We start from the raw sequence: 13,343 nt of genomic DNA, 5'->3' as shown, positions 1-13,343 counted from the left end.
CAGGAATGTCTACCATCGCGACCCGGGCGTCGTCAGTCCCCCGACCGGACGGGTGGCGGAGCCAGGACCTGCCGGAAACCCATCACCGCGAACGTCATCGCGCCGGCCACGATCATCGCCAGGCCGACCCAGTTGTCGCCGGAGACGAGCAGGTCCCCCTCCGCGGTGCGGACCGCCGCGACCGCCATCAGGACGAACCACGGCGTCGCGGGCAGCGCCACCGCCCACCGGCGGCCGACGGTCTCGTGCGCGAACCAGCTCAGCGCGATGTTGGCGCCGATCGCCACGAGCACCGAGACGCCGATCAGCTGCCCGCCGACCCGGAGCGTGGCCAGCAGCAGCTCCAACACCCCGGTGAGCATCCCACCGAGGACGGCGACCAGCCCGCCGGCCACCCGCAGGGCGAGGTCGAGCAGCGGCCGGTGCCGTACGGGCGGTGGCGGGGCGCTCTCCTCGGGGATGACCGACATCGGCGCGGCGGGCAGCGTCACCGGAGGCCGGCCGCCCCGACCGGGGACCGGTCCGGGCCGTCGGCGACGTCGAGCCCGGCGAAGAGGTCGTCCTCCCAGCCGTACGGGCCGCTGCCCGGTCCCTTCTCCCCCACCGCGAGGGTGTAGTACTCCATGCCCATGAACTCGCCGCCGGAGCTGCCGGCGATCGTGTAGAGCCACGAGTCGTCGGGGATCTGGGTGGCGTGCGCCCGCATGGCCGCCTCCTTGGCGGCGTGCTGATCGGTGGCGTCGATGCGGGCGGCGATCTGCGCGTCCGGGGTGCCGAAGGGCAGCTCCGAGATGTCCTGGATCCCGGCGAAGGGGTTGTCCGCCGACTCGACGAACTGGCCCATCCCCGCCTCCAGCACGCTGAGCGGCATCGCGGTCCAGTAGACCTTCGCCGGGGCGAGGCCCTGCGCGCCGGCCAGCTCGTACGCGCGCATCGCCACCCGGTGCGCCTGGATGTGGTCCGGGTGCCCGTAGAAGCCGTTGTCGTCGTAGGTGACCATGACCTGCGGGCGTACCTCCCGCATGATCTCCACCAGGTGCCCGGCGGCCTCGTCGAGGTCTGCCTGCCAGAAGGCCCGGGGGTGCTCGTTGGTGGCGAGGCCCATCATGCCGGAGTCGCGGTAGCGGCCGGCGCCGCCGAGGAAACGGTGGTCGGTGACCCCGAGCGCGGCGCAGGCGGCGTCCAGCTCGGCGATCCGCCAGCCGCCGAGCTGGTCGGCCTCGGCCGCGGCGAGCTGGGCCAGCGCCGGGACGTGGATCTCGCCTTCCTCGCCGAGCGTGCAGGTCACCAGGGTGACGTGGGCACCCGCCGCGGCGTAGTGCGCCATCGTCGCGCCGGTGCCGATGGACTCGTCGTCGGGGTGCGCGTGGACCAGCAGGAGCCGGCGGTCAGGCAGCGTCGTCACGCTGGTCACTCTAACCGGCGGTTCTCCCCCGCCGACCCTGACGCGTCCGCGCAGGTCGGCCACATCACCCGTGGTGGCGGCTCTACGATCTGGGCTGTGGACTTTCCGGAGCTGGCCGCCCGCACCCGCCGGTTCAGCCGCGGAGCGCCGCGGGCGGTCACCGTGGCCGACGACGGCTCCCGGGTGCTCTTCCTGCGCTCGGCCGGCCCGGAGGACCCGGCGGACGCGCTCTGGCTGCTCGACGTGGCGACCGGGGAGGAACGCCTCGTCGCCGATCCGGCGGCGCTGCTCGGGGCCGACGCCGACCCCGACGCGCTGGGCCCGGGCGAGCGCGCGCTGCGCGAACGGCTGCGGCTGAGCGCCTCCGGCATCGGCTCGTACACGCTGGACGGCGCCGGGCGGGTGGCGGTCTTCGCACTGGCCGGGCGGTTGTTCCGGGCCGACCTGGTGCACGGCGACGTGGTCGAGGTCGCCACCGTCGGCCCGGTGCTCGATCCGCGCCCCGACCCCACGGGGCAGCGCCTGGCGTACGTCACCGACGCCGCCGAGGGGGTCCGCCGGGGGCAGCTGCGGGTGGTCGAGCACGACGGCACGGACACCCTGCTGGCCGGGGAGGACTCCGGGGTGACCTGGGGGCTGGCCGAGCACATCGCGGCCGAGGAGTTCCACCGCTACCGCGGCTACTGGTGGGCGCCGGACGGTCGTTCGGTGCTGGCCGCCCGGGTGGACGAGTCCCGGGTGCAACGCTGGCACCTGCACGACCCGGCCGACCCGGCGAGCGCGCCGACCACGGTCGCGTACCCCCGGGCGGGCACCGCGAACGCCGAGGTCAGCCTGCACCTGCTGGACCTCGACGACGGCTGGGTCGACGTGCACTGGGACCGGGAGACCTACCCGTACCTGACCGCCGTGCACTGGGCCGAGGGCGGGCCGCTGATCACGGTGCTGCGCCGTTCCCAGCAGCACGGGCTGGTGCTCGCCGTCGACCCGCGCACCGGCGAGACGCAGGTGCACGCCGAGTTGGCCGACCCGCGCTGGGTGGAGCCGGTCCCCGGCACCCCGGCGCACCTGCCCGACGGTCGGGTGCTGGTCGGCGGCGAACTCGCCCACGACGGGTACGACGCCCGCTGCCTCTTCGCCGACGGCACCCTGCTCACCCCGCCGTCGCTCTACGTGCGGCGGGTGGTGGGGCGGCTGCCGGGCGGCAACGGCCCGGCCGACCTGCTGGTGGAGGCGAGCGACGGGGAGCCGAGCGAGCGGCACCTGTTCCGGGTACGCACGACCATCGGCGGGGGCGTCGACGCGCGCCGGATCACCACCGACCCGGGCTGGCACACCGCCGCCGTGGGCGGCGACGTGCTGGTGGTGGGGAGCGCCTCGCTCGACCATCCGGGCACCCGGTGGACGGTGCGGCGGGGCGGGCAGGAGGTGGCCGTGCTGCGCTCGTTGGCCGCCACCCCGCCGTACGCGCCGCTGCCGCTGCTGGAGCGGGTCACCGACCGGCGGCTGCCGACGGCCGTGCTCTACCCGGACAACCACGTCACGGGCCGGCGGCTGCCGGTGCTGCTGGACGTCTACGGCGGGCCGGGGCACCAGGAGGTGCTCGCCGCCCGCTCGGCGTGGCTGGAGCGGCAGTGGTGGGCCGACGCCGGCTTCGCGGTCGTCACCGTCGACAACCGCGGTACGCCGGGCGTGGCCCCCTCCTTCGAGAAGGCGATCCACCGGCGGGTGGCCGACGTCGTCCTGCTCGACCAGGTGGACGCGCTCACCGCGTTGGCCGGCAAGCACCCCGACCTGGACCTGGACCGGGTGGCGGTGCGCGGCTGGTCGTTCGGGGGCTGGCTGGCCGGCTTGGCGGTGCTGCGGCACCCGGAGCTGTTCCGGTGCGGCGTCGTCGGGGCGCCGGTCACCGACTGGGCGCTGTACGACACCGCCTACACCGAGCGCTACCTGGGCCTGCCGGACGACGGCACGGACATCTACGCGCACCACTCGCTGGTGGAGCTGGCCGGCGAGCCGGTGACGGGTGCGCAGGAGGCCCGGCCGCTGCTGCTGGTGCACGGCCTGGTGGACGACAACGTCGTGGCCGCGCACACGCTGCGCCTGTCGGCGGCGCTGCTGGCCACCGGCCGGCCGCACTCGGTGCTCCCGCTGACGGGGGCCACGCACATGGCCGCCGGGGGCACCGCCGAACGCCTGCTCAGGCTGGAGCTGGACTTCGTCCGCCGGCACGTCTAGGCGAGCGGCCCGGTGACGTGGGGGTGGCGCCGGGATCCGGCCCACCGACACGGCGACCCCCGGCCGACGACGTTGTCGACCGGGGGTCGGTCCGTTGCGGTTTCACCGGGCGGGTGTCATCGCGTCACGGGCGGTGTCACTGCTTGACGTAGGCGTCCACGAAGCTCGGCCAGCCGAAGATGCTGCCGATGAAGACGCCGCCGGCCTTCTCGCCGTGCGCCAGGGAGACCACCTCGACGTAGAGCGGCACCGCCGGCGCCGTCTCCTTCATCAGCCGCTCGTCGATCTTGCTCCACTCGTCGGCCTGCTTGGCCGGGTCGAGCGCGAGGATCCGGTCGAACTCCGCGTTGAGCGCCTCGTTGTTGAGCTGCGAGGTGTTGCTGTTGCCCTCGGCCTTGATGCCGCGGCCGTCGAAGAGCACGGGCAGGATCGACGCGCCGCTGGGCCAGTCGGCCGCCCACGAGTCGACCCAGAGGTCGTACGGGTTGTCCTTCTTCTTCACCGTGTCGAGGTAGCCGTCCTCGGGGATCGTCTTGATCGTGACGGTGAAGCCGGCCTTCTCCAGGGCGTTCTTGATCTGCGTGGCCCGCTCCTGGGAGCTGGTCACGTCGGAGGTGAGCAGAACCAGGTTCTGCGTCTTGCCCGCGAGCAGCTCCTTGGCCTTCTCCGGGTTGCCGCTGTCGCCGGCCGGGTACGCGTCGAACTGCTTGTAGCCGAGCGTGGTGGGCGGCAGCAGCGTCGTCATCGGCACGGCGCCGTAGGGGCCGCCGAGGTTCTTGGTGATGCTGGTGCGGTCGATCGCGTGGTTGATCGCCTGGCGCACCGACAGGTCGGTGACCCGGGCGGTGTTGATGCTCAGGCGGTACGCGTTCGGCGTGGCCGCGACGATCATCCGCTCCTTGAGCTTGGGGTCGCCGGTGACCTTGGCGATCAGCTCGGACGGGACACCGCCGGTGGCGACCGCCGCGGCGTCGTTGCCGGTGCCGGCGAGCACCCGGTTGGTCTGGGCGGCCTGGTCCGCGCCGAGCGACCAGACGAACTTGTCCGGGTACTGGTGGCGCACGGCGTCGGTGGCCGGGTCCCAGTGCTCGTTGCGCTCGAGCACGATCTCGACGCCCGGGGTGTGCTTGGTGAACTTGTACGGGCCCGACGAGAACGGCTGGTTGTCCAGGTTGACGCCGGTGTCCTTGTCGGCCGGCAGCGGCGCGGTCGCCGGCAGCGAGACGGCGAACGGCAGGTCACAGCGGGGCTTGTTGAACTCGAAGCGCAGGGTGCGCTCGTCCGGCGTGGTCAGCCCCGGCGGCAGCGAGGTCTTGTTGGCCTTGAAGTCCCACTTGGTGTCGTACTGCGGGCTGTCGACCAGCCACTCCTGCAGGTAGGTCGGGCCGCCGGTGAGGTCCGGGTCGAAGGACCGGGCGATGCCGTACGCGATCTCCTTGCTGGTGATCGGCCGGCCGTCCTCGAACTTCACCCCCTGCTTGACCTTGAACTCCCAGACCTTGCAGTCGTTGTTGACGTTGGTGCCGGGGGTCTCGGCCAGGTCGCCGACCAGGGTGACGTTGCCCTTGCCGTCGTCCTTGAACGTGGTGAGGAAGCGGGCGTAGAGCTGGCTTCCCATCAGGCCGGCGAACGAGTAGATCCGCTGCGGGTCCATGTGGGAGATCTTGTTCTCCCGCAGGATGTAGAACGTGCCGCCCTTGGCCGCGCCGGGCACCTCCGGCGCCGGGCCGAGCGAGTCCTTGGGGTCGGTGGCGATGGCGCCGCTGCGCGGCTTGGTGGTGTCCACCCCGCCGGTGTCGTCACCGGTGTTCTCGCTGCACGCACCGAGGGAAACCACCAGTGCGATCGCACCGCCCAGTGCGGTGACGTGTCTTGCTCGCATACTCACTCCTCCGGATCGCCGATGAAGGAAAGCTTCGCTCAGCCTTCAATGACGGTAAATTTCGAGCGGATAACGGGGCTACAACGATCGGCGCCCGGCGCGGCGGGTCAGCCGAGGCGCACCCGGGGGTCGACGAACGCGTAGAGCAGGTCGACGACCATGTTGGCGACGACCACGAACAGCGCGGCGATGAGCACGGTCCCCATGATGGTCGGCAGGTCGCCCTGGCTGACCGCCTCCACCGCCGTACGGCCCAGCCCCTGGATGCCGAAGGTGGTCTCGGTGATCACCGTGCCGCCGAGCGCCGTGCCGACGTCGAGACCGGCGATGGTGACGATCGGCGTGATCGCCGCGCGCAGCGCGTGCTTGCCGTACACCTGCCGCTTCGGCATGCCCTTGGCCCGGGCGGTGCGCACGAAGTCCTCCGAGAGCGTCTCGAGCATCTGGGCCCGGGACAGCCGCGCGTAGATGGCGGAGAAGAGCAGTGCCAGGGTGACCCAGGCCAGCACCAGCCCCCGCGCCCACTCCACGGGATCGTCGAAGATGGACGTGTAGCGCGGCGTGGGCAGGATCTGCAGGGTGTAGACGAAGATCAGCAACAGCACCGCGCCGACGAAGTAGAGCTGCAGCGAGGCGAAGGTCAGGGTGAGCCCGATCGAGATCCGGTCCAGCAGCGAGCCGCGCCGCAGCGCCGAGACCATGCCGAGCCCGACGCCGATGGCGAGCCACAGCACCGCCGCGGGCAGGACGATGCTCAACGTCACCGGCAGCACCCGGGCGAAGGTGTCGGTGACCGCCTCGCTGTTGACGTACGAGTAGCCGAGGCAGGGTGCCGCGCACTCGCCGCCCTGCGCGCTGCCCAGGTCGCGGCCGACGAAGATGCCCTTCATGTAGTCGGCGTACTGCTGCACCTTCGGCTCGTTGAGCCCCAGCTCCGTACGCACCCGCTCCAGGCGCTCGGCGTTGCAGTTCTTGGGGCACATGCCGGTCACCGGGTCGGCGGGCAGCGCGAAGAACAGCAGGAAGCTGACCACACTCACCGCGAACAGCACCGAGATCGCCAGCATCACCCGCTTCAGCAGGAAGCGCACCATGTGCAGTACCCCTTACCGTGACGACTTCGGGTCGAGCGCGTCCCGCAACGCGTCGCCGAAGAGGTTGAACGCCAGCACGAGCGCGAAGATCGTGATGCCGGGGAAGAAGACGTAGGCCGGGTCGGTCTGCAGGTAGTCGATGCTCCGGTAGATCATCCGGCCGAAGCTGGGCACCGACTCGGGCAACCCGACGCCGAGGAAGGACAGCGCCGCCTCGCTCGTCACGTACGACGGCACCAGCAGCGAGAACGACACCAGGATCGGGGCCCAGATGTTCGGCAGCAGCTGCCGGAAGAGCATGTGCCCCAGCCCCGCGCCGCTGGCCTTGGCCGCCTCCACGAACTCGCGTTCGCGCAGCGACACCACCTGCCCCCGGACCAGCCGGGCGGTGCTGGTCCAGCCGAACGCGGTGAAGACCACGATCAGCGTGGTGACCGCGAACCAGGTCGGCACCTCGTCGCGCGGGCCGTAGAAGCGCAGCGAGAACGTCGGCACCACGGCCAGCGCGAAGATCAGGAACGGCATCGCCAGCGCCACGTCGGTGATCCAGCTGATCACCGCGTCCGCCACCCCGCCGAGGTATCCGGCGAGGATCCCGAGGACCACGCCGATCGTGGTGGTGATCAGGGCCGCGCCGAGCGCGATCAGCAGCGAGGTGCGGATGCCGTAGATCATCCGCATGAAGATGTCCCGGCCCAGGCCGGGCTCCAGACCGAACCAGTGGTCGCCGCTGATCCCGCCGACGTAACCCAGCGGCATCCCGGTGCTGTCCAGCAGGTCGCCGAACTGCTCGTTCGGCGTCACCCCGTAGAGCCGCTGGACCAGGGGCGCGCCCACCGCCAGCAGCACGAAGAAGACCAGCACCACGCCGCTCACCAGGGCGGTGCGGTCGCTGCGCAGCCGGCTGCGGACGAGCTCGCCCGGCGAGCGGCCGACCAGCGTCTTACCCTCGCCGGCGTCACCGCCGGACTCGATCTCGGCCAGCGCCGTGCCCTCGACCGGGGACAGGCTCACTTCGACACCTCCTCGGCGGTCGTGCCGGCCCCGGCGGTCCCGGGGTCCGCCGGCCGCGCGTCGTCACCGGCCGCTCCCGTGGTGGCGCCGACCGGCCCCGCCTCCGGGAAGTGGCAGGCGATGGACTGGTCGCCGCCGCGCGGCACCAGCGCCGGCTCCTCGGCGGCGCACCGCTCCTGCGCCTTCCAGCACCGGGTGCGGAAGCGGCAGCCCGAGGGCGGGTCCAGCGGCGTCGGGACGTCCCCGGAGAGCCGGATCCGGCCCGCCGCGCCGAGCTGGGTGACGTCGGGGATCGCCGAGAGCAGGGCCCGGGTGTACGGGTGCTGCGGGCGCTCGTAGATGTCGTCCCGGTCGCCGATCTCGACGATCTTGCCGAGGTACATGACGGCGACCCGCTGGCAGAAGTGCCGCACCACGGCCAGGTCGTGGGCGATGAAGACGAACGCCAGGTCGAGATCGCGTTGCAGGTCGCGCAGCAGGTTCACCACCTGCGCCTGGATCGACACGTCCAGGGCGGACACCGGCTCGTCGGCCACGATCAGCTTCGGTTGCAGCGCGAGCGCCCGGGCGATGCCGATGCGCTGCCGCTGGCCGCCGGAGAACTCGTGCGGGTAGCGGTTGTAGTGCTCGGGGTTCAGCCCGACGAGTTCCAGCAGCTCCTGGACCCGTTTCTTCACCCCGCCCGGCGGGTCGATCCCGTTGACCTGCAGGGGCATCGCCACGATCCGGCCCACGGTGTGCCGGGGGTTCAGCGACGCGTACGGGTCCTGGAAGATGATCTGGAGGTCCTGCCGCAGCGCGCGCAGCTCACGGCGGCCCGCGTGGGTGATGTCCCGTCCGGCGAACTCGATGCTGCCCGCCGTGGGGTCCAGCAGCCGGACCAGCATCCGCCCGGTGGTCGTCTTGCCGCAGCCGGACTCGCCCACCAGGCCGAGCGTCTCGCCGGGCCGCACGTCGAAGTCCAGCCCGTCCACGGCCCGGACCAGGCCGGAGCGCCGCAGGCCGTTGCGGACCGGGAAGTGCTTGCTCAGCCCGCGCACCCGCAGCAGCGGTTCAGCCGTCCCGGCCGGCCGCACCGGCGCCGTGTCTGCCTGGGCACTGGTCATCGGGCCACTCCCACCTGGGCGATGTCCTCCGCGTACAGCCGCGTGCGGTCGTCGGCGGAGAGGTGACAGGCCACCAGGTGGCCGGGCGCCCCCGCCGGGCGCAGCTGCGGGACCTCGGTGCGCGAGCGGTCGCCGTTGCGGCCTGCGTAGCGGCAGCGCGGATGGAATGCGCAGCCGGACGGCAGGTTGATCAGGCTCGGCGGATTGCCCTTGATCGGCACCAGCTCCGCGTCCGCGTCGCCGTGCAGCGAGGGCACGCTGGAGAGCAGACCCCAGGTGTACGGGTGCTGCGGCCGGCGCAGCACCTGCTCGACGCTGCCGTGCTCGACGGCCCGGCCGCCGTACATGACCAGCACCTCGTCGGCGACCTGGCTGACCACGCCCAGGTCGTGGGTGATCAGGATGATCGCGGAGTGGAACTCGGCCTGCAGGTCGGCCAGCAGGTCGAGGATCTGCGCCTGCACCGTCACGTCCAGCGCCGTGGTCGGCTCGTCGGCGATCAGCAGGTCCGGGTCGTTGACCAGCGCCATCGCGATCATCGCCCGCTGCCGCATGCCGCCGGAGAACTCGTGCGGGTACTGGTCGAAGCGGCGGGCCGGCTGGGGGATGCCGACCCGGCCCAGCATGTCGACCGCGCGCTGCCGGGCCTCGCGCCTGCCGGCCTTCGGGTGGTGCACCCGGTACGCCTCGGCGATCTGCCTGCCCACCGTGAAGTACGGGTGCAGCGCCGACAGCGGATCCTGGAAGATCATCGCCATGTCGCGGCCGCGCAGCCGGCGTACCTCCTCGTCCGGCAGGCCGACGAGCTGACGGCCGCCGATGGAGATCTCCCCGGTGATGCTGGCCCGCTTGGCGCTGTGCAGCCCGAGGATGGCCAGCGAGGTGACGCTCTTGCCCGAGCCGGACTCACCGACGATGCCGAGGGTGTGTCCGCGCGCCACCTCGAACGACACCCCGTCGACGGCGCGCACCACGCCGTCCTCGGTGTCGAAGCGGACCCGCAGGTCGCTCACCCGCAGGTAGGGGTCCTGACCGGAGCGCTGCTCCGGCACGCTGGGGCGGTCCGGTTTCCCGGACGGCGCCGACTCCGGCCTGTCCACGACCGCCTCCCTCAGTGACGAAGAGAACTTACAGGAAAGCACTGAGGGTGAAAATAAGCTACATCGCCGGGGCTGTCAGCGGGCCACAGCGTAACGACTCTGCAACGGGTGTGAACACCCCTCACCTCGGCATTCACCGGCGTTGACCTTCCGCCTCCGGACGGCGGGTACGACGACGGGCGCGCCGGTCGGACGAGGATGTCCCCGGCACGAGGTGGAGGTGACGATGACCGCGGCGGTGTTCGGCCACGACGGCCCGTGGAGCGAAGAGAAGTACCTCGCCATCCGACCGGCGGACCCGCTCGCCTGACGGCTGTCGGTGGGCTGGCCTAGGGTCGGGCCCATGACCGAGTTCGACGCGGCGACCGCCGCGGTGCAGGCCGCGCTCGACGCCGGGGCCCGGTACGCCGACGCGCGGGTGATGCACCGCCGCTACGAGTCGATGTCCGCCCGCAACGGCGACATCCAGGAACTGACCCAGGACGAGAGCATCGGGCTGGGCGTCCGGGCGCTGGTCGGGTCGGGCTGGGGCTTCCACGCCCTACCGGACCTGTCGGACGCCGCCGCCCGCGACGCCGGCCGGCGCGCCGCGCGGATCGCCGCCGCGAGCGCGCGGGTGCCGGGGCCGCCGATCGACCTGGTGCCGGTCGACGCGGTCACCGCGAGCTGGGCCTCCCCCTGCGCGGTCGATCCGCTCGGCGTGCCGCTCTCCGACAAGGGCGACCTGCTGGTCGGGGCGACGGGCGTCATGGCGGAGCACGGCGCCGACGTGGCCGAGGGGCTCTACCAGGTCTGGGACACGGCCAAGTGGTTCGTCTCCAGCGAGGGGCACCGCATCGACCAGCGGATCCGCGAGTGCGGCGGCGGCATCTCCGCCACCTCCGTCGGTGACGGCGAGACCCAGCGCCGCTCCTACCCCAGCTACCGCGGCCAGTACGGCACGACGGGGTGGGAGCTGGTCGAGTCGCTCGACCTGGCCGCGCACGCGGCGCGGATCGCCGAGGAGTCCAGGGCGCTGCTCACGGCGCCGCCCTGCCCGGCCGGCGAGACCGACCTGATCCTCGGCGGCGAGCAGCTCGCCCTCCAGATCCACGAGTCCGTCGGGCACGCCATCGAGCTGGACCGGATCCTCGGCTGGGAGGCCGCCTTCGCCGGCACGTCCTGGTTGGACCTGGCCCGGCTCGGCTCGCTGCGCTACGGCTCCGAGCTGATGAACGTCACCATCGACCCGACCATCCCCGGCGCGCTGGGCAGCTTCGGCTTCGACGACGAGGGCTCACCCGCCGTGCGGCGGGACGCGGTGCGCGAGGGGCGCTGGGTGGGCGTGCTCGCCGGCCGCGACTCGGCCGCCGTCGCCGGCCTGGACCACGGCGGGAGCGTACGCGCCGACGGGTGGGCCCGGCTGCCGATGGTGCGGATGACCAACGTGGGCCTGGAACCAGGCCAGCACACCCTGGAGGAGATCGTCGCCGCCACCGACGACGGGGTGCTGATGGACATCAACCGTTCCTGGTCCATCGACGACAAACGGCTCAACTTCCAGTTCGGCTGCGAGATCGGCTGGGAGGTGAAGAAGGGCCGGCGGGGGCGGATGCTGCGCAACCCCACCTACACCGGTATCGGGCCACTCTTCTGGCGCTCCATGGACATGCTCTCCTCCGAGACCGTCGCGTGGGGCACCCCGAACTGCGGCAAGGGCCAGCCGGGGCAGACCGGCCACACCGGCCACCCGGCCGCGCCGGCCCGCTTCCGCGACGTGCGGGTGGGGGTCCGCGCATGAGCGGCGGGAGGTTGGGCGTGGGTGAACTGGAGATCGCCGGTCAGGTGGTGGAGCTGGTCCGCCGGCTCGGCGGGCCCGGCGCGCAGGCCGAGGCCGTGGTCACCCGGGCCGACCTGGCGCTGACCCGGTTCGCCAACTCCTACATCCACCAGAACGTGGCCGAGTCCGAGGTGGCGGTCCGGCTGCGGCTGCACGTCGACGGGCGCACGGCCGCCGGCAACGGCAGCGTGGTCACCGTCGAGGGGTTGCGGGCGCTGGTCGAGCGCACCCTCGCCGCCGCGCGGCTCTGCCCGCCCGATCCGGCCTGGCCCGGGCTGGCCCCACCGGCGCCGGCCGCCGCGACGGCGGTCGACGAGGCCACCGCGCACGCCGAGCCGGACGAGCGGGCCGAGCGCGTGCGCGCCTTCGTGGCGGCGGCCGGCGGGCTGGAGACGGCCGGCTACTGCCGCACGGCGCACCGTTGCTCGGCGTTCGTCAACTCGGCCGGCCACACGGCGTCGGGCCGCGCCGTCGAGGCGGCGATGGACGGCATCGCGCGCACGGGCGGCTCGGACGGCGTCGCCCGGCTCTGCGCCGACCGGCTGACCGATCTCGACGGTGCCGCGCTCGGCGCCCGGGCCGCCGCCAGGGCGCGCGCGGGGGTCGACCCGGTGGAGCTGCCGCCCGGCCGCTACGAGGTCGTGCTGGAGCCGGCCGCGGTCGCCGACCTGCTCCACAACCTCTCCTGGTACGGCTTCAACGGCAAGCGGCACGCCGAGCGGCAGTCCTTCGCCGAGCCGGGGGCGGCCCAGTTCGACCCGGCGGTCACGCTGGTCGACGATCCGCTCGCCGGCACCGGGCTGCCGTTCGACGTGGAGGGCACCCCCCGGCAGGCGCTGGTGCTGGTCGAGGCGGGCACCACCCGGGCGGTGGCGCACGACCGGCGCACCGCCGCCGGGCAGGGCGCGGCCTCGACCGGGCACGCGTCGCCGGACGCCGCCACGTGGGGCCCGATGCCCCACAACCTGCGCCTGCGCCCCGCCGCTGGGGGCACCGGCGACTTCTCGGCCACCGCGACGCCGACCGACGCCGCACCCGACGGCACGGCGGGCACGGTCGGGCAGTCGGCCGTGGTCGACGCCGACACCGCCGCGCTGGTCGGGCGGGTGCGGCGGGGGTTGCTGGTCAGCGACCTCTGGTACACCCGGGTGCTCGACCCGAGGAGCCTGGTCGTCACCGGTCTGACCCGAAACGGCGTCTGGTTGGTCGAGGACGGCGTGGTGACCCGGGCGGTGCGCGACCTGCGCTTCACCGAGTCCTACCCGCGCGCCCTCGGGCCGGGTGCGGTGCTCGGGATCGGCCGGCGGGCGGTGCGTCAGCCGGACCGCTCGGACGGGACGTGGTGGGAGGCGCCGCCGCTGCGGCTCGCCTCGTGGAACTTCACCGGTGGCGCCTCCGGCTGAGCGTCCGGCCGGCGCCGCACGCCCGACGGCCGCCCACCCGCGACGCTCGCGGTGGGCCGCTCCCGGCGCAGGACAGGCGTCGGGTGAAGTTCTTAACATCCGGACATCGATCATCGTTCAAGGCTTTCCACCAGCCCGGACACACGGGACACTGCCTTGCGCGGACGGCCCGCAAAGATCGGCGTAACGTGTGTCACTTAGCTGCGCCACATCGCCGGCACGGTCGTTGGTGTGCGCATGACGTGGCAGGCGGGCGCGGGTTCGCGGTCCGCATGCCGACCG

The 13,343-nt window shown here is 72.9% G+C and carries 10 protein-coding genes; 3 read left to right on the top strand and 7 right to left on the bottom strand.

Translation table 11 applies throughout. The annotated features are described in order from the left end of the window. Positions 1-32: 32 nt before the first annotated feature. Both V6U77_RS14875 and mshB read right to left on the bottom strand, forming a co-directional pair. Positions 33-470 carry a hypothetical protein gene (locus tag V6U77_RS14875; protein WP_334606943.1) on the bottom strand — a complete coding sequence of 146 codons (438 nt, stop codon included), beginning with the start codon at positions 468-470 and terminating at the stop codon, positions 33-35. Positions 471-487: 17 nt separating this feature from the next. Further along, positions 488-1,414, bottom strand: a complete 927-nt coding sequence (gene mshB, locus V6U77_RS14870) for an N-acetyl-1-D-myo-inositol-2-amino-2-deoxy-alpha-D-glucopyranoside deacetylase (protein ID WP_334606904.1) — start codon at positions 1,412-1,414, stop codon at positions 488-490. A gap of 87 nt (positions 1,415-1,501) precedes the next feature. Here mshB and V6U77_RS14865 point away from each other — a divergent pair, with 87 nt between their 5' ends. Continuing rightward, a complete protein-coding gene (locus V6U77_RS14865; RefSeq protein ID WP_334606903.1) occupies positions 1,502-3,643 on the top strand; it encodes a S9 family peptidase in 2,142 nt (713 codons plus the stop codon). Positions 3,644-3,779: 136 nt separating this feature from the next. Here V6U77_RS14865 and V6U77_RS14860 read toward each other — a convergent pair whose 3' ends face one another. From V6U77_RS14860 to V6U77_RS14840, 5 genes are all read right to left on the bottom strand, one after another. After that, the gene (locus tag V6U77_RS14860; protein ID WP_334606902.1) at positions 3,780-5,525 is read right to left on the bottom strand and encodes an ABC transporter substrate-binding protein; all 1,746 of its coding nucleotides are present in this window, start codon (positions 5,523-5,525) and stop codon (positions 3,780-3,782) included. A 107-nt stretch (positions 5,526-5,632) separates the two neighbouring features. Further along, positions 5,633-6,619 carry an ABC transporter permease gene (locus V6U77_RS14855; RefSeq protein ID WP_334606901.1) on the bottom strand — a complete coding sequence of 329 codons (987 nt, stop codon included), beginning with the start codon at positions 6,617-6,619 and terminating at the stop codon, positions 5,633-5,635. 12 nt (positions 6,620-6,631) lie between these two features. After that, the gene (locus V6U77_RS14850) at positions 6,632-7,633 is read right to left on the bottom strand and encodes an ABC transporter permease (protein ID WP_334606900.1); all 1,002 of its coding nucleotides are present in this window, start codon (positions 7,631-7,633) and stop codon (positions 6,632-6,634) included. Continuing rightward, entirely contained in the window at positions 7,630-8,739 is a 1,110-nt protein-coding gene (locus V6U77_RS14845; protein ID WP_334606899.1) for an ABC transporter ATP-binding protein, read from the bottom strand. The genes V6U77_RS14850 and V6U77_RS14845 overlap by 4 nt, the downstream gene beginning before the upstream one ends. Then, positions 8,736-9,791: an ABC transporter ATP-binding protein gene (locus V6U77_RS14840; protein ID WP_442934435.1), complete on the bottom strand. Its 1,056-nt coding sequence runs from the start codon at positions 9,789-9,791 to the stop codon at positions 8,736-8,738. The genes V6U77_RS14845 and V6U77_RS14840 overlap by 4 nt, the downstream gene beginning before the upstream one ends. A 391-nt stretch (positions 9,792-10,182) precedes the next feature. On the opposite strand from V6U77_RS14840, the gene V6U77_RS14835 reads away from it, so the two are divergent. Then, positions 10,183-11,619 carry a TldD/PmbA family protein gene (locus tag V6U77_RS14835; RefSeq protein WP_334606896.1) on the top strand — a complete coding sequence of 479 codons (1,437 nt, stop codon included), beginning with the start codon at positions 10,183-10,185 and terminating at the stop codon, positions 11,617-11,619. Continuing rightward, on the top strand, positions 11,616-13,061 hold the full coding sequence (locus V6U77_RS14830; protein WP_334606895.1) for a TldD/PmbA family protein: 1,446 nt from the start codon (positions 11,616-11,618) through the stop codon (positions 13,059-13,061). The genes V6U77_RS14835 and V6U77_RS14830 overlap by 4 nt, the downstream gene beginning before the upstream one ends. The last annotated feature ends 282 nt before the right edge of the window (positions 13,062-13,343 follow it).

The organism is Micromonospora sp. CPCC 205546, assembly GCF_036902715.1.
Lineage (GTDB): Bacteria > Actinomycetota > Actinomycetes > Mycobacteriales > Micromonosporaceae > Micromonospora.
The sequence above is the reverse complement of the archived record's forward strand: the minus strand, read 5'-3'. Positions and strand labels throughout refer to the sequence as shown.